This window comes from Mycobacteroides sp. H003 (assembly GCF_001440135.1).
GTDB lineage: Bacteria > Actinomycetota > Actinomycetes > Mycobacteriales > Mycobacteriaceae > Mycobacterium > Mycobacterium gwanakae.
In genome coordinates, this window is record NZ_LJYL01000009.1 from 197,255 (window position 1) to 214,461 (window position 17,207).

At 62.8% G+C, this 17,207-nt stretch carries 16 protein-coding genes and 1 pseudogene; 9 read left to right on the top strand and 8 right to left on the bottom strand.

Annotated elements, in window-relative coordinates; all coding sequences use genetic code 11:
• Positions 1-13 precede the first annotated feature (13 nt).
• On the bottom strand, positions 14-1,213 hold the full coding sequence (locus tag AOT87_RS01220) for an Nramp family divalent metal transporter (RefSeq protein ID WP_057968674.1): 1,200 nt from the start codon (positions 1,211-1,213) through the stop codon (positions 14-16).
• A gap of 118 nt (positions 1,214-1,331) precedes the next feature.
• Positions 1,332-2,141, bottom strand: coding sequence for a Ku protein (locus AOT87_RS01225; protein ID WP_046252709.1), 810 nt, complete (start codon positions 2,139-2,141; stop codon positions 1,332-1,334).
• On the opposite strand from AOT87_RS01225, the gene AOT87_RS01230 reads away from it, so the two are divergent.
• Entirely contained in the window at positions 2,131-4,482 is a 2,352-nt protein-coding gene (locus AOT87_RS01230; RefSeq protein ID WP_057968673.1) for an ATP-dependent DNA ligase, read from the top strand. The two genes, AOT87_RS01225 and AOT87_RS01230, sit on opposite strands and share 11 nt — an antisense overlap.
• On the opposite strand, the gene AOT87_RS01235 is transcribed toward AOT87_RS01230, so the two are convergent.
• Together AOT87_RS01235 and AOT87_RS01240 are read right to left on the bottom strand one after the other, a co-directional pair.
• Positions 4,450-4,758, bottom strand: coding sequence for a DUF4873 domain-containing protein (locus AOT87_RS01235; protein ID WP_052740106.1), 309 nt, complete (start codon positions 4,756-4,758; stop codon positions 4,450-4,452). The genes AOT87_RS01230 and AOT87_RS01235 overlap by 33 nt on opposite strands.
• The gene (locus AOT87_RS01240) at positions 4,755-5,669 is read right to left on the bottom strand and encodes a diiron oxygenase (protein WP_046252711.1); all 915 of its coding nucleotides are present in this window, start codon (positions 5,667-5,669) and stop codon (positions 4,755-4,757) included. Before AOT87_RS01240 ends, AOT87_RS01235 begins: the two co-directional genes overlap by 4 nt.
• A gap of 109 nt (positions 5,670-5,778) precedes the next feature.
• On the opposite strand from AOT87_RS01240, the gene AOT87_RS01245 reads away from it, so the two are divergent.
• The 6 genes and pseudogenes from AOT87_RS01245 (at position 5,779) to AOT87_RS28575 (ending at position 11,549) form a co-directional block, all read left to right on the top strand.
• Positions 5,779-6,429: a TetR/AcrR family transcriptional regulator gene (locus tag AOT87_RS01245; RefSeq protein ID WP_046252712.1), complete on the top strand. Its 651-nt coding sequence runs from the start codon at positions 5,779-5,781 to the stop codon at positions 6,427-6,429.
• 6 nt (positions 6,430-6,435) lie between these two features.
• Positions 6,436-7,185, top strand: coding sequence for a precorrin-6A synthase (deacetylating) (gene cobF, locus AOT87_RS01250; protein ID WP_057968672.1), 750 nt, complete (start codon positions 6,436-6,438; stop codon positions 7,183-7,185).
• A gap of 15 nt (positions 7,186-7,200) precedes the next feature.
• The gene (locus AOT87_RS01255; protein WP_046252714.1) at positions 7,201-8,064 is read left to right on the top strand and encodes a DNA-formamidopyrimidine glycosylase family protein; all 864 of its coding nucleotides are present in this window, start codon (positions 7,201-7,203) and stop codon (positions 8,062-8,064) included.
• 9 nt (positions 8,065-8,073) lie between these two features.
• Positions 8,074-8,823 (top strand): SDR family oxidoreductase, encoded by a 750-nt coding sequence (locus AOT87_RS01260; protein WP_046252715.1) that lies wholly within the window; start codon positions 8,074-8,076, stop codon positions 8,821-8,823.
• A gap of 53 nt (positions 8,824-8,876) precedes the next feature.
• Positions 8,877-9,785, top strand: a pseudogene (gene ppk2, locus AOT87_RS01265) (polyphosphate kinase 2).
• Positions 9,786-9,962: 177 nt separating this feature from the next.
• A complete protein-coding gene (locus AOT87_RS28575) occupies positions 9,963-11,549 on the top strand; it encodes a histidine phosphatase family protein (protein ID WP_234796448.1) in 1,587 nt (528 codons plus the stop codon).
• Positions 11,550-11,572: 23 nt separating this feature from the next.
• On the opposite strand, the gene AOT87_RS01275 is transcribed toward AOT87_RS28575, so the two are convergent.
• Positions 11,573-12,625 carry a dihydrodipicolinate reductase gene (locus tag AOT87_RS01275; RefSeq protein ID WP_057968671.1) on the bottom strand — a complete coding sequence of 351 codons (1,053 nt, stop codon included), beginning with the start codon at positions 12,623-12,625 and terminating at the stop codon, positions 11,573-11,575.
• 86 nt (positions 12,626-12,711) lie between these two features.
• On the opposite strand from AOT87_RS01275, the gene AOT87_RS01280 reads away from it, so the two are divergent.
• Both AOT87_RS01280 and AOT87_RS01285 read left to right on the top strand, forming a co-directional pair.
• Complete coding sequence (locus tag AOT87_RS01280; RefSeq protein WP_234796447.1) at positions 12,712-13,560, top strand: TIGR03621 family F420-dependent LLM class oxidoreductase; 849 nt, start codon at positions 12,712-12,714, stop codon at positions 13,558-13,560.
• Between the two features lie 48 nt (positions 13,561-13,608).
• Entirely contained in the window at positions 13,609-14,043 is a 435-nt protein-coding gene (locus tag AOT87_RS01285; protein ID WP_057968683.1) for a pyridoxamine 5'-phosphate oxidase family protein, read from the top strand.
• Here the strand turns inward: AOT87_RS01285 and ctaD are convergent.
• The 3 genes from ctaD to AOT87_RS01300 form a co-directional block, all read right to left on the bottom strand.
• Positions 14,040-15,719, bottom strand: coding sequence for a cytochrome c oxidase subunit I (gene ctaD, locus AOT87_RS01290; protein ID WP_057968670.1), 1,680 nt, complete (start codon positions 15,717-15,719; stop codon positions 14,040-14,042). The genes AOT87_RS01285 and ctaD overlap by 4 nt on opposite strands.
• Positions 15,720-15,794: 75 nt before the next feature.
• The gene (locus AOT87_RS01295; protein WP_075874231.1) at positions 15,795-16,664 is read right to left on the bottom strand and encodes an NAD(P)-dependent oxidoreductase; all 870 of its coding nucleotides are present in this window, start codon (positions 16,662-16,664) and stop codon (positions 15,795-15,797) included.
• On the bottom strand, positions 16,661-17,155 hold the full coding sequence (locus AOT87_RS01300; RefSeq protein WP_046252719.1) for a VOC family protein: 495 nt from the start codon (positions 17,153-17,155) through the stop codon (positions 16,661-16,663). Before AOT87_RS01300 ends, AOT87_RS01295 begins: the two co-directional genes overlap by 4 nt.
• Between the last annotated feature and the right edge of the window lie 52 nt (positions 17,156-17,207).

Sequence of the window (17,207 nt, forward strand, 5' to 3'; positions counted from 1 at the left end):
CTCCCAGGAGAAACTAGTTCGCAAGGGTAAGGAAAACCAGTACCGCGTTCAGCAGTGTGATGAGCGCGGCGATGATCCAGCCCAGCATCGTCGTCACGCGATGATTCACATCGGTGCCCATCAGCCCGCGATCGCTGGTCAGGCGGACCAGCGGTATGAGAGCGAAGGGGATGCCGAAGGACAGCACGACCTGCGACACCACCAGTGCCCTGGTGGGGTCGATACCCGCGGCCAGGATCGCCAGCGCCGGGAGCAGCGTGATGAGCCGTCGCGCCACGATGGGGACAGACCGGCGGAGCAGTCCCTGCATGATCATGGCGCCGGCGTAGGCGCCGACCGAGGACGATGCGAGCCCCGATGCCAGCAGGCCGATTGCGAATAGCAGGGCCACGGTGGGCCCGAGGCTGTCGCGAACCGCGGCGTGTGCGCCCTCGATGGTGTCGACGCCGTCGCGCCCCTTCAGATTGGTGGCCGCTACCAGCAGCATCGCCATGTTTACCGCGCCCGCGAACAGCATCGCCAGGCACACGTCCCAACGGGTGACGCGCAGTAGCCTGCGTCGCGGCTCGCCCGCTTCGGGATGCCCGTGTCTGTCGCGGGCCAGCCCGGAATGCAGATACACGGCATGTGGCATGACCGTGGCACCCAGCATGGCCGTCGCCAGCATCAGGCTCTCGGCGCCCTGGAATCGGGGGATCAGCCCCGCGGCGGCCTCGCCCAGCGGCGGCGGTTCCACGACGACGCTGGCGAGGAATCCGATAGCGATGATGGCCAGCAGCGCCGAGATCACATATTCGAACGAGCGTTGTCCGCGTTGGTCCTGCACGGCAAGCAGCACCATCGAAACGATTCCGGTGATAACGCCACCGAGCAGTAGCGGCAGGTCGAACAACAGGTTCAGCGCGATGGCGCCGCCCACGACCTCTGCCAAATCCGTTGCCATGGCGACCAATTCGGCTTGCATCCAAAACGCCAACCGGGTGGGCCGTGACATGCGATTGCCGACGGCTTCGGGCAGTGATTGCCCGGTGACGAGGCCCAGCTTCGCTGAGAGGTACTGCACCAGCCCGGCCATCACATTGGCGGTGACGATCACCCACACCAGCAGGAAGCCGTACTTGGCACCTGCGCTGACGTTCGAGGCGACGTTTCCGGGATCGACATAAGCGATGGCTGCGACGAAAGCGGGCCCGAGTAGGTAAAACCCGTGCATTTGTCGCGTCTGCTTCGGCCGCTCCAGCACCCACGCCTCCTATTTCAAGTACCCGAATAGAAAAGTTAGAGTACCCGAAACCTTGAGTCGCGGCGAGGCCAGCTCGGGGAGGCATCGCCTAGTTGGTACTGGCCTTCTCGGCCTGACGCTTTTTGACGCTGGCCTCGAGCTTGGCCAGCAGATCAGAGACATCGGTGGCATCGAGCTCGGTGGGTGCCTCTTCCTTAGTGAACGCCTCTCCACCGTCGAGCTTGGCTTCCACCATCTCCAGCAGCTGCGACTGGTACGTGTCGTTGTATCGGCTTGGATCGAAATCGTCGGCCATCGACTCCACCACCTGCCCCGCCATCGACAGTTCGGCCGGTTTGATCTTCACTTCCTGGTCCAGCACCGGGAAGTCGGGTTCACGAATCTCGTCAGGCCAGAGCAGCGTGTGGATGATCATCACCTGACGCGTGCCGAAGTCCTTGACCCGCAAGGCCGCCAGGCGTGTCTTGTTGCGCAGCGCGAAATGCACGATCGCTACCCGATCCGTCTGCGCGAGTGTCTGTGCCAGCAGCACATACGATTTCGAAGACTTGCTATCGGGCTCCAGGTAGTAGCTCTTGTCATACAGCAGCGGGTCGAGTTCGGCGGCGGGAACGAACTCCAGCACCTCGATCTCGCGGCTTGACTCTGCGGGCAGGGTCGCCAGATCCTCATCGGTGATCACGACGGTGCGGCCGTCCTCGGCTTCGTAGGCCTTGTTGATATCCCGGAACTCGACGATCTCACCGCACTCTTCGCAGGTGCGTTTGTAACGGATCCGGCCATTGTCCTTGTTGTGGACCTGATGGAACTTGAGGTCGTGGTCCTCGGTCGCGCTGTATACCTTGACAGGGACGTTCACCAGCCCGAAGGCGAGGGAGCCCTTCCAGATGGAACGCATATCCCCAGTATGGCCCACCGGAGCCGCGCAGTCCGCGACATCCGGTGCGGTCTCAACTGCGTTCGTGCGGCTCACCAATCCGGACAAGGTGCTGTATCCGCCAACCGGAACCACTCCGGCCACCACCAAGGCGGACGTTTTCGGCTACTACACCGCCATCGCTCCGCTTATGTTGCCCCACCTCGCGGGGCGCCCGGTCACCCGTAAACGGTGGCCTAATGGCGTTGAGCAGCCGTCCTTCTTCGAGAAGGACCTCGCGTCGTCGGCCCCCGACTGGCTTCCCCGGCGGCGTATCGAGCACAAATCCCGCTACGTCACCTACCCGTTGATCGACACCTCGGTGGCACTGGCCTGGATCGCCCAGCAGGCGGCACTGGAAGTGCATGTGCCGCAGTGGCGGTTTGTCGGCGAAAATCCAGGACCGGCAACACGATTGGTATTCGATCTGGATCCAGGCGAAGGCGTGGAGCTACCGCAGCTGGCGCAGGTCGCCCGCGCGGTGCGCGATGTGCTCGGCGATATCGGGCTGACCACCTTTCCCCTGACCAGTGGGAGCAAGGGGCTGCACCTGTATGTGCCGCTGGCGCAGCCGGTCAGTTCATCCGGTGCGGTGACCGTCGCGAGAAAGGTCGCGACGCAACTGGAGCAGTCGATGCCGGACCTGGTCACCGCGACGATGACCCGGGAACTACGTGCAGGCAAGGTTTTCGTGGATTGGAGTCAGAACAGCGGTTCCAAGACAACGGTTGCCCCTTACTCGCTGCGTGGCCGCGAGGCGCCGACCGTTGCCGCACCCCGTACATGGGACGAATTGGACGACCCAGGACTGCGCCAGTTGCGGTTTGACGAAGTCCTGGCGCGCGCCGAGCGTGACGGTGATCTGCTGGCAGGGCTCGACGATGTGGCGATTATCGAAGACAAGCTGTCGACGTATCGCAGCATGCGCGATCCGGCGCGCACTCCCGAACCGGTGCCCGCCGTCGAACCGCAAGCCGGCCCCGATAGTTCGTTTGTGATTCAGGAACATCACGCCACCGCGCTGCATTACGACTTTCGGTTGGAGCGTGACGGTGTGCTGGTCTCGTGGGCGGTCCCTAAGAATCTGCCCATGGAGCCGTCCGTCAATCACCTTGCGGTGCATACCGAGGATCACCCGCTCGAATACGGGACCTTTGAGGGCACCATTCCGAAGGGGGAGTACGGCGCCGGTGAGGTCACCATCTGGGACTCGGGAACCTATGACACCGAGAAGTTCATTGATCCACGCGACGGCTCCAGCGCCAACGGTGGGGTGAAGGGAGAAGTCATTGTCACCCTGCATGGCAAGCGAATCTCGGGGCGGTATGCGCTGATTCAGACCGATGGCAAGCAGTGGCTGGCGCATCGCATGAAGGATCAGCGCTCACCTGGCGCAATGCCAGTTGGCCTCGCGCCGATGCTGCCGACTACCGGATCTGTGGCGGGCCTGACCGCCGATGAGTGGGCATTCGAAGGTAAATGGGATGGTTACCGTCTCATCCTCGAATGCGACCGCGGTCGGCTGCGGGCCGTGGCGCGCAGTGGGCGCGACGTCACCGAGGAGTTCCCGGCCTTGCGGCAGCTCTCCCGGGAATTGGGTGAGCACCGTGTGGTTCTCGATGGTGAGGTGGTGGTACTGGATTCCAGGGGGCTGCCGAGCTTCTCGTTGTTGCAGAATCGGACGCCGAGTGCCGATATCCGATTCTGGGCGTTTGATCTGCTGTATCTGGATGGAAATTCCCTGCTGCGCACCAAGTATCGTGACCGGCGCCGCCTGCTCGACGTGCTGGGGGCCGGCACCGAGATGATGACCGTTCCCGAGCAACTGAACGGCGACGGAGATGCGGCGCTGGCTCATTCGCATGAGCGGGGCTGGGAGGGCGTCGTCGCCAAACGGCTGGATTCGGCTTATGCTCCGGGCCGCACCCAGTCCTGGATCAAGGCGAAGAACTGGCGCAGCCAAGAGATCGTGATCGGTGGTTGGCGTAAGGGGCAAGGCGGACGCAGCAGTGGTATCGGTGCGCTGCTGATGGGGATACCGGCGCCCGACGGACTTCGTTATGCCGGACGGGTGGGCACCGGATTCACCGAAAAAGAGCTGGCATCGCTCAAGGAGCAGCTGGAGCCGTTGCACTGTGACAAATCACCCTTCAGCGCACCGCTTTCCGCGGTCGAGGCCAAAGATGTGCAGTTCGTCGAACCGGTCCTGGTCGCCGAGGTTCGCTACGGTGATCGCACGCCCGGCGGGATTCTCAAGCACTCCAGCTGGCGTGGTCTGCGCACCGATAAGTCAGTTGGCGACGTCGAGCTCGATCTCGGCTAGCGGGTACGGCGGTGCGCCGACACCCGCGACCGAGAAGTGGCCCCACGGGGTCTGCTCAGTGATGCGTCCTTGCGCACTGGTCTCGCCCACGGCGATGGTGACATGAGTTCCGCCCTTGAGCTCACCACCCTCGGGTTTGGCGTAAATCGTTCCCTGCCAATGGAACTTGCCGTCCAGAGGGTTGAAGAACCCGATTAGTCGCACCCGGGACTCGACGGTGAACTCGCCTGCGGTGATAACAGCCAGGCCGTCGTACAGATCGTCGTCATCCATCATGCGACGAACTTTGCTTTACGCCACATCCAGCGTGAAGTGCCGCCCATCAGGCCGATGCCGGTGAGGAAGTTGTACAGCGGTGCGAAACCGAGCTGTTGGGTCTCGCGGAAGTTCTCGTTGCGGTACGCAATCCGCTGGGTTTGATATCCGGGCAATCCGACATTGCGGTACATCTTCGGATTCGTGAACAGGTACATGAAGATGGGGCCACCGAAGCCGTTGACCTGCCGGACGATGAAACGCGCGTAACGCGGCAGTTTGTCAACACGCTGGCGCAGGCCGTCGCGGGCGAACTGGATGTGCCGGGCTTCCTCGGTGACGTGAATTCGCATGAGCCGCGCAACCATTGGCTGCAGCTCGGGATCGTCCATCATCTCGCGCTGGATGGCGTCGAAGATCTCCTCGCCAATCAGCGCGGCGACCCACAGCATTGGGCCCTTGAGGACCAGGGGCAAGGCGTTGGCCAGCCACCGCTGGTAGAGCGGTAGCCGGTAGGGCTCGACCCCGGCTTGCGATATCGCCTTACCGAACATCGTCATGTGGCGGGTCTCGTCACCGATCTCGGTGAGCGAGTAGAAGGTCTCGCTGCTGTTCGGTCTGGCATGCATGAGGGCGCGCAGCAGGCTCTGGTTGAGGATGTTCTCGAACCAGATGCCGACCGACAGGACGTTGGCCATCTCGTGCTTGGACAGCTCGATCTGTTCAGCGCGCGACATGTTGTTCCAGATGTCGGTGCCGTACAGAGAGATTGCCTTCGGGGGAAGGAAGTACTTGTCCGGATCCAACGGCGCATCCCAGTCCAGATCCACCATGGGCTGGTAGGAACGGCGCACCGAGCCCTTGAGTAGCCGGTCGGAGTATTCCTCCCGATTCGGGGTACGAGCGGGGCCGTTATTGAGGGTAGACGTCACCGTTGACAGTCCTTTCCGTTAGTATGTCAAACGTAAACGTTGCAGGTTGGGGCGTCAAGTGAGACGCGAAGTGCCACGTAATTTTTGTGGCGAACGAAAGTAGGCACCGATGAAAGTGAGCCGGTCAAGCCATCGCGGCCGTACCCGCGATCACGGCGAGATTCGCCGCCGCATCCTCGATGCCGCCGAAGAATGCTTGCTGGAGCACGGATATGAGGCGCGCCTGCATGCCTTGATCGCCAAGAAGGCCGGCCTGTCGAGGCCCACCGTCTACAAGCACGTCGGTGATCAGGCCGCGATCATCGAGGCGCTGTTCCATCGGGAGTTTCTCCGATTCGGCGAAATACTGGAGCCGGTCTTCGCGACTGCGAAGACCCCCCGCACCGGATTCATCGACGCCATCGTGCGCATCGTTCAGCACGGACGTCATCACCCGTTGCTGCAGAAGGGTCTCAAGGAGAACCCCGAGCAGGTGCTGCCTTATCTGACCGTCAAGGCGCGTCCGTTCATCGATCAGACGACCGTGCTGCTGGCCCCGTACTTCCGCAAGTTGCTCACCGACGAGCAGCTGGCCGTCATCGACGTCAAGGCCGCCGCCGAGTGGAGCTTCCGGATCGCTGCTTCGCTACTGGTCACTCCCGGCGTTGTGGCGACTCAGACCGACGAGCAGCTGGGTGATTTCATCGGCAACCTGCTCACCGTGTCGGCGATCACTGAGGGGATCTCGGCGGTGTTGACTCCCAATTCGGCTGCTTCCTAAGTCGGGATGCGACGGATCCGCGTCATCGGGATCGGTGCTGGCCATCCCGAGTACCTGACCGTGCAGGCCATCGCGGCGCTCAACGAGGTCGACGTCTTCTTCGTCGCAGACAAGGGCGACACCAAGGGTGACCTGGTCGAGTTGCGCCGCCATATCTGCGAGCGGTACATCACCGAACCCGACTATCGCTTCGTCGAACTGCCCGACCCGGTGCGTGGCAGCGGCGAGTATCGGGGTGTGGTGAAGCAGTGGCACGCAGAACGGGCCGCTCTGTGGGGCAAAGCAATTGCTTCCGAGTTGCCGGAGGGTGGCGTCGGCGCCTTTCTGGCCTGGGGTGATCCGTCCCTCTACGACAGCACGCTGCGCATCCTCGACGCGATCCTGGTCGAGGATCCTCATGCGTTCGATTACGACGTGCTACCGGGTATCACCGCAGTCGCCGCGCTCACCGCGCGCCACCGGATCGTGCTGAACGGTATCGGGGAACCGGTGCTCATCACGACGGGGCGCCGGTTGCTGGACGAGTGGCCTCGCACCGGAACCGTTGTGGTGATGCTCGACGGTGATTGCGCATTCCGGCAGCTGGACCCGTCAACGCAGATCTGGTGGGGTGCCTATCTGGGCACAGAGCACGAGCTGCTGGTGTCGGGGTCCGTCGGCGCGGTGGGCGACCGGATCGCCGAGATACGTGCCGCGGCCCGGGCCGAACACGGCTGGATCATGGATACCTATCTACTGCGGAGTGTCGGCGAGTAGAGGCAGACTGGGCCCATGCCCGAACTACCCGAAGTCGAGGCGCTCGCTGACCACCTGCGGCGCCACGCCACCGGGGCCACCATCGGCCGCATCGATGTCTCGGCATTCTCGGTGCTCAAGACCTTCGATCCGCCGGTCACGTCTCTGCATGGCCACACCGTGACGGGTGCGACGCGTTGGGGCAAGTACCTGGGCCTTCAGGTTGGCAGTCACTACCTGATCACTCATTTGTCGCGAGCGGGGTGGCTGCGCTGGTCGGACAAGCTGGCCGCCGCGCCGCTCAAACCGGGCAAAGGGCCTATCGCACTGCGGGTTCATCTTGGAACACCCGGCGAGGCACCGGGATTCGACCTCACGGAAGCCGGCACCCAAAAGCGATTGGCTGTCTGGGTCGTGGCAGACCCGGCTGCTGTGCCGCAGATCGCCGCACTGGGGCCCGACGCCCTCTCGCTGACCGACACCGGGTTGGCCGACATCCTGTCCGGCACTACCGCACGTCTGAAGAACGTGATCACCGACCAGCGGGTGATCGCCGGGATCGGCAACGCCTACAGCGACGAGATCCTGCATGTGGCCAAGCTGTCCCCTTTCGCCAGTGGAAAGACGCTCACCGAGGGTCAACGCACGGCGCTGTACGAGGCCATGCAGTCGGTTCTCACCGATGCTGTGCAGCGCAGCGTGGGACAACAGGCGGCGACTCTCAAGGGGGAGAAGCGATCCGGACTGCGGGTTCATGCCCGCACTGGGATGCCCTGCCCGGTGTGCGGTGACGTGGTGCGGGAGGTGTCCTTCGCCGACAAATCCTTCCAGTACTGCCCGACATGCCAGACCGGCGGCAAGGTGCTGGCCGACCGTCGGCTCTCGCGGCTCCTGAAATAAAGTGGCAACGTGACGCGACAGAAGATCCTCATCACCGGGGCAAGCTCCGGCCTGGGCGCCGAGATGGCCCGTCAGTTCGCCGCGAAGGGACGCGACCTGGCACTGTGCGCCCGGCGCACCGAGGCGCTGGAAGAACTCAAGGCGGAGCTGTTGGCCGCCAGCCCGGGCATCAAGGTCGCCGTGCGTTCCCTGGACGTCACCGACCATGACTCGGTGCCGGTGGTCTTCGCCGAGCTGCGCGACGAGCTCGGCGGTCTGGATCGCGTGGTTGTGAACGCCGGAATCGCCAAGGGCTGGCACCTGGGCGGCGGCAAGTCGTGGGCCAACATCCAAACCATCGAAACCAATCTCATTGGTGCACTGGTGCAGATCGAGGCGTCGCTCGCACTGTTCAAAGAGCAGGGACGCGGGCACCTGGTGCTTATCTCTTCGGTGACCGCCGCCAAGGGGCTACCGGGTACGAAGGCCGCGTATGCGGCCAGCAAGGCTGGGCTCTCCTCGCTGGGCGAGTCGCTGCGCGCCGAATATGCCAGTGGCCCAATCAAGGTCAGCACCATCGAGCCGGGCTACATCCAGACCGACCTGAGCGCCAAATCGCCCACCACGCCGATGATGGTGGATACCAAGACCGGTGTGACTGCCATGGTGGATGCCATCGAGAGGGAGCCCGGCCGCGCCGCGGTACCTCGCTGGCCGTGGGCCCCGGTGACCTTGATCATGCGCCTGATTCCGCCGCGTTTGGCCGGGCGCCTGGCCTAATCGGCCATGGGTTTCCCACATGGGACTTTGTGCCCACGTGGGATGCTGAACCTATGGCCGATCAAGAGAAACCGAACGCCTCCGTCACGGTGGACTACGCCGCCGAGCTCGATGAACTCGCGAGCCTGCGCGGCGGGATCAGTCGCACCAAAGAGGGCAAGGATGCCTGGAAACAGGGCTACCCCTACGACGAGAAGCTCAGTCGCAAGGAGTACGAGAAGACCAAACGCAAGTTGCAGATTGAGCTGCTCAAGCTGCAACTGTGAGTCAAGGAACGCGGCGAGAAGATCTGCATCATCTTCGAAGGCCGGGACGCCGCCGGTAAGGGTGGATCGATCAAGAGGTTCACCGAGCACCTCAATCCCCGCGGCGCCCGCGTCGTAGCACTCGAGAAGCCGACCTCGGTAGAGCAGACACAGTGGTACTTCCAGCGTTACACCGCGCACCTGCCCAGCGGTGGGGAGATCGTGCTGATGGACCGTTCCTGGTACAACCGGGCTGGTGTCGAGCGGGTGATGGGCTACTGCACTCCCTCGCAGGTCGCTGAATTCCTGCGTGAGGCGCCAGAATACGAACGCATGCTGGTGAATTCGGGGACGCACCTGATCAAGTTGTGGTTCTCGGTGAGCCGTAAGGAACAGCTGGCCCGCTTCGAAGCGCGACGCACCGATCCCGTGCGCCACTGGAAACTCTCGCCGACTGACCTTGCGTCTCTGGACAAGTGGGACGCCTACACCGAGGCGAAGGAGGCGATGTTCTTCTACACCGACACCGACAGCGCGCCCTGGACGGTGGTCAAGAGCAACGATAAGAAGCGTGCCCGGCTGGAGGCGATGCGCCACGTGCTCTCGCAGTTTGACTATGACAACAAGGACACCGAGATCGTGGGAGCGCCGGACCCCCTAATCGTCGGGCCGGCTTCGGCCATCTTCGAAGAAGGGGAGAAGGCCGGCTCGCGCTAGCCGGGCTGATGTAGCGATAGCACTGAATATTCAGCCCTGCAAGGGTTTTCGCTTAACATCTCGTTCCAGATTTGGTCACATCCATATGGTCCGCTCAGTGGGATGAAACATTGCCTAACTCGGATCGGGCATCGCTAATGTGAGCGCACTCACATGACCTATGGATGGGGATTCTTAATGCGTGAATCGAAAACGCGGGCAATGTCGCGTGTCCTGACGATGGTGATCGCTGCCCTCGTCTTCTCGATCGTCACCGCGGTCGTAGCCTGGGCGGCCGATCCGATGACCATTACCTTTGTGCGACATGGTGAGTCCGAAGGCAATGCGTCGGGGAAGATCGACACCTCGGTCCCCGGACCCCACCTCACGGCTACGGGCCAACAGCAGGCGAAGGATGTCGCCGACGCGCTCGGCGGCGGTTTCGACGGCATCTATGCGTCGGACATGATCCGTACCCAGGAGACTGCCAGGCCCATGGAGGACAAACTCGGGCAGAAGGCCACCGTGCTGGGCGGCCTGCGTGAGATAGGCGCGGGCATCTTCGAAGGGCAATCGGAGAAGGAAGGCATCGGCCGCATCGGATACATCGCCGCGCCCCTGCTGTGGACGGTGGGCGCACGTTTCGTGCCCGTGCCCGGAGGTGAGGACGGCAACGCGTTTGATGCCCGTGTCGATGACTCGGTGAAGACGATCTACGAGAACGGCGACCGCAATGCCGTGGTCTACTCGCATGGGGCCACCATCATGTTCTGGGTCATGATGAACGTGGACAATCCGGATCCCACCCTGCTGCTCTCCGACCCGCTGAGTAATACCTCGGTGGTGAAGGTGGAGGGCACCCCCGAGGGAGGCTGGACGCTCAAGGAGTGGAATGGCAAGCCCGTCAACCAGAACCCGTCATTGCCGACCAAGCTGTTCGTAGATTTCCGCAACTTCTTCGTACAGCCGCAAACCACGGCGTACCGCATCCAGCAGGCGATCGCGACCGGCGATATCTCCAAGGTGGCCGACGAGGTCGCCAAGGGAGTGGTGGACGTCATCAAGTCCACGGTGCACTTCCCGGTAGCAGTGGCGCGTGACGTCATCAACGAGGTGCGTGGCGCATTGCCGAAGGCGCTGGACCAATCCGTCAAGCCGGAGGCCGCAGTCGCCGAAAGCAAGGTGACGGAGAGCAAGTCGACTGCTGCGCGCGAACCCAACGCCAACACCGAGCCCCACGAGTCGAAGCTCTCCGGCGCGAAGGTCATCGAGGCGAAGAAGACTGCCGCGGTGGTCGAGGTGGCAACGGAGAAGACGGCCGGATTGGCCAAGCCGGCCGCCAAGGCCGATGAATCGGCTGCACCGGAAGCAAAGTCGCCCGAAGTAAAGGCGCCGGAGGCGAATGCGCCCGCAGTAAAGAATCCCGCCGTTCAGGCTCCGGAGGACAAGCCGCTGGCGAAGGTCATCACGCTGCCGAGCAAGCCGGTCAAGGCCAACGGTGCAACGGATTTGAGCGGCGGAAACAAGTCCGAGCCGGGTAAAACCCCGCGCGGCGTGCCGAGCGTCAAGGAACACCTCTCGGCCGCGCTCCAGAAGGCCTCTGACGCGGTTCAGAAGATCACTGGTGCGCCGTCCAAATCTGAGCCCGCCGCGACCATCGGTAACAAGAGCGGACCGGCAGGCGCGGAGCCGAAGGCGGCCAAACCCGCGACCCCCAGCCCGTCGAAGAGCGGCGGGACCGAGGGGTCGGGAGCTGGCGGCTCATCCCACAAGGACGCTGCTTAACGAGCTGTCCTCGGCTCCACCGGTCACCGGTGGAGCCGAGGATGCGCCCTGCCCGCGATGAGCGGAAGGTCAAGGTAGGACTTGAGTCCCGGCTCGGCCCTGCATACATAGGGCACGGAGTTTACGCAGTGCGCGGCCGTCGCGACGACGCCCTCGTTGGCGACGAGCCCGGCCTCGACGCTGTGGGGATGAAAGCCGGTGATCGTGCACGATGACGAGGGAGTGCCATGCACCTCGACCTCGTAGCGCGGGCCTGCCGGGCCGAACGACCAGGCGGGTTCCAAGTGTTCCTCGCCCATCAGCCAGTTCACGGCGATACGTGCGACCGCCTCGTCCCCGACGAATGCCTCCCACGAGAATTGCTGACCGGCAACGCATCCGGGTTTGATGGTGCCGATCGGAGAGTCGATGTCTGCGGTGGCGACGGCGACCTTGAGGCTGGGCCGGATCTCCACCTCTGCGAAACCCATGCCATCGAGGATCATTCGCAGGGACTGTTTGAACCCGCCGCCCAACAGTTTGGGCATGGGGCCGCTGATTGCTTCTTCGGGAGTGCCGCCGAACTTCATGATGTGTCGGATGACGTCCGGAGCGCCATAGGTGCGGATGTCTGAGTACTCCTCGGCGCGCACGTACGTTACGGCCGATGTCATAGACGAGAAGATCAGCGGATAAAGATCGGTGATGCCGCCGGGGTCAATTCCCGTGCCGTGCAGCGTTACGTCGGCCTGGCGCGCGGTGGCATCCAGATCGACGCCCGAACTGTCTGGGTAGAACCAACCGACTGGGGTAACCACATTCTTTCCTGAGGCGAGTAATGCCGAGACCTCGGACGGATTGGGAAGCAGCGGGCTGTAGATCACGCAGTCGGCGTCCAGGGCGAGGATGTCTTCCAGACTGTTGGTTGTTGTGACGCCGATGGGCGCGTGCCCGATGAGCTCTCCGATGTCGACGCCGGTCTTTTGCGGGGAGTGCACCCAGCACCCCACCAGCTGTAATTCCGGATGGGCGAGTACCGCGCGGATTGCCGCCTTGCCCACTTCGCCCGTCGCCCACTGGACCACTCGATAGACCATGTCATTGCCTCCTCGCAACCGGTAGCCTCAGACCTGCATAACACCAAACAAGTGCTTGGTCCAGATCTTGAGAGGTGGGAATCTCGGTGATTAGACACGGATTTCGGTTTGGCACGAATCTGATCTCCCATGGCGATCCTGTCCAGATCCGTGAGCAGGTGCGGCAGGCCGAGGATTGCGGGGTGGACGTTGTTGTGGTTCCCGATCACCTTGGTGTGGGTGCGCCCTTCCCGGTGATGCTTGCCGCCGCGAGCGCCTCGACGAGCATCCGGGTCGGAAGCTTCGTACTGACTACCGGTTTCTATTCGCCGCGTCTACTTGCGCGCGACATTGCCACGATCGACCGGCTCACCGGTGGCCGCGTCGAGATCGGATTGGGGGCCGGTTATGTCGAGCAGGAGTACGAGGCAGCGGGAGTGCCGTTCCTGAGTCCCGCCGGACGCGTGCAGCAGCTCGCCGATGCTCTCGGCGCGCTGCGGGGGCTGCTTTCGAGCCCGCAGCATTGGCCGCGGCCAGTCCAGGTTCCCGTGCCGATCATGATCGCGGGCAAGGGGGACAAGATCCTGAAACTCGCGGCGCAGCAAGCCGATATCGTTGCGATCTCCGATGCGAAGACGAACGCCGATCTCGCCGAACGTGCCGCATATGTGCTGGCAGCGGCCGGTCAACGCACTGACACGCCGGAACTGAACTTGGGGATATTCGATGTTGCGATTGACCGCGCACCTGATCTGGGGCTGATGCGTGTCTACCGGCCACATGACTCCGATGAACAGTTACTCGCCTCTCCTACGCTGTTGCACGGGTCCAAAGGGGCACTCATCGAGCAGATCATCGGGCTACGCGAAGAACTGGGCATTTCCTATCTCACGTACATGGGAGTAGATCCACGCGGGCTCAAGGATTTTCACTCGCTGATTGCCGCCCTCAGATAGTGACTTTCGTATCTAGCTATGGCCGCCGCGGTCGGCGATCATGCAGTCATGACGCCCGACTCGCAACCCGTGACCCTGCTGGAAAAGTACGAAAGCTGGACGCTGCTGTCCAGCGCCAAGCTGGGCAGATTGGTCGTGGTGATCGATGGAAGACCCGAGATCTTCCCGATCAACTTCGTGACCCAGCGCGGCACCGTACTGTTCCGGACGGCTGAGGGCACCAAGCTTTTCGGTGCAGTCGTGAGCGACGAGGTGCTGTTCGAGGCGGACGATCACAACGACATTGGTGGCTGGAGTGTCGTGGTGCGTGGTGCGGCACAGGTGCTGAACTCGTCGGCCGATATCGACGAGGCCGACCAAGGTGGCCTCTACCCGTGGATACCCACCGTGAAGCTGCATTATGTGCGCGTCATCCCGGCGCAGATCACCGGCCGCCGCTTTGTTTTCGGACACGAGCCGGACGGCGGCCACGTTCCGGGCTAGTGCCCGACGTGCGCCTCGGCGCGCATGCGCTCGGACATGTGCGGGTAGTGCAGCTCGAATGCCGGGCGCTCCGAACGGATTCGGGGCAGCTCGGTGAAGTTGTGCCGTGGCGGCGGGCAGCTGGTGGCCCACTCCAGGGAGTTGCCGTAGCCCCACGGGTCGTCGACCGTGACAACCTCGCCGTACCGGTAGCTCTTGAACACGTTCCACACGAACGGAAGCATCGACGAACCGAGAATGAACGCACCGACCGTCGACACGACGTTCAACCCCGTAAAGCCATCGGTGGGCAGGTAGTCGGCGTACCGGCGCGGCATACCCTCATTGCCCAGCCAGTGCTGCACCAGGAACGTGGCATGAAAGCCGATGAAGGTCAGCCAGAAATGGAACTTGCCCAGTCGTTCGTCGAGCAGGCGGCCCGTCATCTTCGGGAACCAGAAATACACGCCAGCGAAGCTGGCGAACACGATGGTTCCGAACAACGTGTAGTGGAAATGCGCCACTACAAAGTACGAGTCGGTGACGTGGAAATCGATGGGGGGAGCGGCCAGAAGCACACCTGTGAGGCCACCGAAGAGGAAGGTGACCAGGAAACCGATCGAGAACAGCATGGGGGTTTCGAAGGTCAGTTGACCCTTCCACATGGTGCCGATCCAGTTGAAGAACTTGATACCCGTCGGGACGGCGATCAGGAACGTCATGAAGGAGAAGAACGGCAGCAGCACGGCGCCGGTGGCGTACATGTGGTGCGCCCACACCGCGATGGACAAGGCCCCGATGCCCAGGGTCGCAAAGACCAGCGTGGTGTAACCGAAGATCGGCTTGCGGCTGAACACCGGGAAGATCTCCGACACCACACCGAAGAACGGCAGGGCCAACACATATACCTCGGGGTGTCCGAAGAACCAGAACAGGTGCTGCCACAGCAGGACACCGCCGTTGGCGGGATCGAAGATGTGTGCGCCCAGGTGACGGTCGGCGGCGAGCCCGATGGCAGCCGCGGCCAGCAGCGGGAACACCAGTAGCACAAGCACACTGACGACCAGGATGTTCCAGGTGAAGATCGGCATCCGGAACATCACCATGCCGGGGGCGCGCATGCACACGATGGTGGTGATCATGTTGACCGCACCGAGGATGGTGCCCAGACCGCCGACGGCAACGCCCAGGATCCACAGGTCAGCACCGGCACCCGGCGAGTGGATGGCATCGGAGAGCGGGGTGTAGGCGGTCCAGCCGAAGTCGGCGGCGCCGCCGGGGGTGATGAAGCCGGCCATCGCGATGAGAGCGCCGAACAAGAAGAGCCAGAACGATAATGCGTTCAGTCGGGGAAAGGCCACGTCGGGGGCGCCAATCTGCAATGGCAGCACCACGTTGGCGAAGCCGAACACGATGGGCGTTGCGTAGAACAGCAGCATGGCGGTGCCGTGCATGGTGAAGAGCTGGTTGTACTGCTCGTTGGACAGGAACGCGAGCCCCGGCGTGGTGAGTTCGGCGCGGATCAGCAGCGCCATCAGACCGCCCACCATGAAGAAGGCGAAACACGTGACGAGGTACATGATTCCGATCAGCTTGTGATCGGTGGTGGTAACAAGTCTGTAGATAAGAGAGCCTTTGGGCCCTAGTCGAGGGGGAAAGGGGCGACTTGCCGTCAGTTCGAGAGATGATGTAGCCACAGGAAACCTCCATACGAGACAGTCCGATTCGCCTGTGTACGTGAGGCATTTCCTGTGGACATCATGCCATAGTCGCTACACGTCGCGCGCCCGCTGTAGATCGGCTATCGAGGACCAGTCCAAGTCGGCTTGCCCGTTGGCCAGCGCCTCATCGAGAACCGTTCGCAGTACTTCGCCGAAGGGCAGTCGCAAGCCGGTATCTGCCGCGACGTCGAGAGCCAGCCCTACGTCTTTGCGTCCCAGAGTGGTTGTGAAACCAGCAGGTTGGTAGGTGGAGGTGGCGATGAGATTGCCGTAGCTGCTGTATGCCGGACCCTGGAACAGGGTACTGGTCAGCAAGTCGACCAGTAGTTCGGAATCTACGCCGGATCGTTCGGCCATGCTGACGGCCTCGCTCAGAGACTGGATGGCAGACGCGATCAGGAAGTTTCCGATGATCTTGACGACATTGGCCTGTCGAGGCACATCGCCTAATCGCCAGGTACGCGCCCCGATGATGTCCAGGAATGGTTGTGCTCTGTCGATGTGGTCCGAGGCGCCCGCCGATAACACCTGTAGTTGGCCGGCCTGTGCCACGGGGACCCGGCCGAACACGGGCGCGGCAACGTATCCCACGTTGTACTCGGCATGCAGTGCCGTGGCCCGGTCGGCCAGCTGCGTGCTGACGGTCGCAAGGTTGACATGCAAAGCTCCCGATGCTGCCCCGAGAATCTCTGCTGTCAAAAAGGTTTCGGTTACGGCGTGGTCATCGGCCAGCACAGAGAACACCACTGCGGAGTCGAAGGCCCGTGCGGGGGAGTGGAGTGGGCGAGCGCCCGCGGCCGCCAATTCGTCGACGGCGCCGGGAGACCTGTTCCACACGGAGACTTCATGTCCGGCCTGAAGAAGATTGTGTGCCATGGCCTTTCCCATGGCTCCCAGTCCGACGACGGCTATTGTGCTCACGGGTGCGCTCCTGTTTCAGTAGGCCAATTGGTGAAGATCTCGGTGTAGTCGTGGCTCATCAGTTCGATGACGGTCCCCCATGGATCGGTGAGGTAGGACATGGACCACGGTCGGCCCGCCACGACGGGACGCGGCGGGGTGATGACCTGTCCACCGGCCGCGGCAACGGCGTGCGTCTGTTTCTCTACGTCGGGAACCGTGAGGCATAGATGCCAGGTGCCGCGCCGGGTGTATTCGACGGGTACGTCAGATCGTGGATCCGTGACGGGATCGATGAATTCGAACAGCTCGATGCCCACCCCGTTTCCTGTCTGTAGACCAGCCATGCGCGCCTGGCCGAATCGACTGTCCAGCCCCGGTGGGAGCTCACCGGCCGGCCCGGGTTCGAGTGTGCGTGGACCCATGATGCATTCGAATCCGAACACTTCGCGATACCAGTCGATTCCCGCAGCGATATCGGGAACGGTGATCCCGACGTGATTGACGGACATCTCTCCTCCATTGAACTGGTTTAACCGGTTCTACCGTAGGGCATCATCGATA

Coding starts and splice junctions, on each gene's coding strand:
- AOT87_RS01230 (WP_057968673.1), top strand. CDS start 2,131: ATGGAACGCATATCCCCAGTATGGCCCACCGGAGCCGCGCAGTCCGCG.
- AOT87_RS01285 (WP_057968683.1), top strand. CDS start 13,609: ATGACGCCCGACTCGCAACCCGTGACCCTGCTGGAAAAGTACGAAAGC.
- AOT87_RS28575 (WP_234796448.1), top strand. CDS start 9,963: ATGCGTGAATCGAAAACGCGGGCAATGTCGCGTGTCCTGACGATGGTG.
- AOT87_RS01300 (WP_046252719.1), bottom strand. CDS start 17,155: ATGTCCGTCAATCACGTCGGGATCACCGTTCCCGATATCGCTGCGGGA.
- cobF (WP_057968672.1), top strand. CDS start 6,436: ATGCGACGGATCCGCGTCATCGGGATCGGTGCTGGCCATCCCGAGTAC.
- AOT87_RS01275 (WP_057968671.1), bottom strand. CDS start 12,625: ATGGTCTATCGAGTGGTCCAGTGGGCGACGGGCGAAGTGGGCAAGGCG.
- AOT87_RS01255 (WP_046252714.1), top strand. CDS start 7,201: ATGCCCGAACTACCCGAAGTCGAGGCGCTCGCTGACCACCTGCGGCGC.
- AOT87_RS01235 (WP_052740106.1), bottom strand. CDS start 4,758: ATGATGGATGACGACGATCTGTACGACGGCCTGGCTGTTATCACCGCA.
- AOT87_RS01220 (WP_057968674.1), bottom strand. CDS start 1,213: ATGCACGGGTTTTACCTACTCGGGCCCGCTTTCGTCGCAGCCATCGCT.
- AOT87_RS01245 (WP_046252712.1), top strand. CDS start 5,779: ATGAAAGTGAGCCGGTCAAGCCATCGCGGCCGTACCCGCGATCACGGC.
- AOT87_RS01225 (WP_046252709.1), bottom strand. CDS start 2,141: ATGCGTTCCATCTGGAAGGGCTCCCTCGCCTTCGGGCTGGTGAACGTC.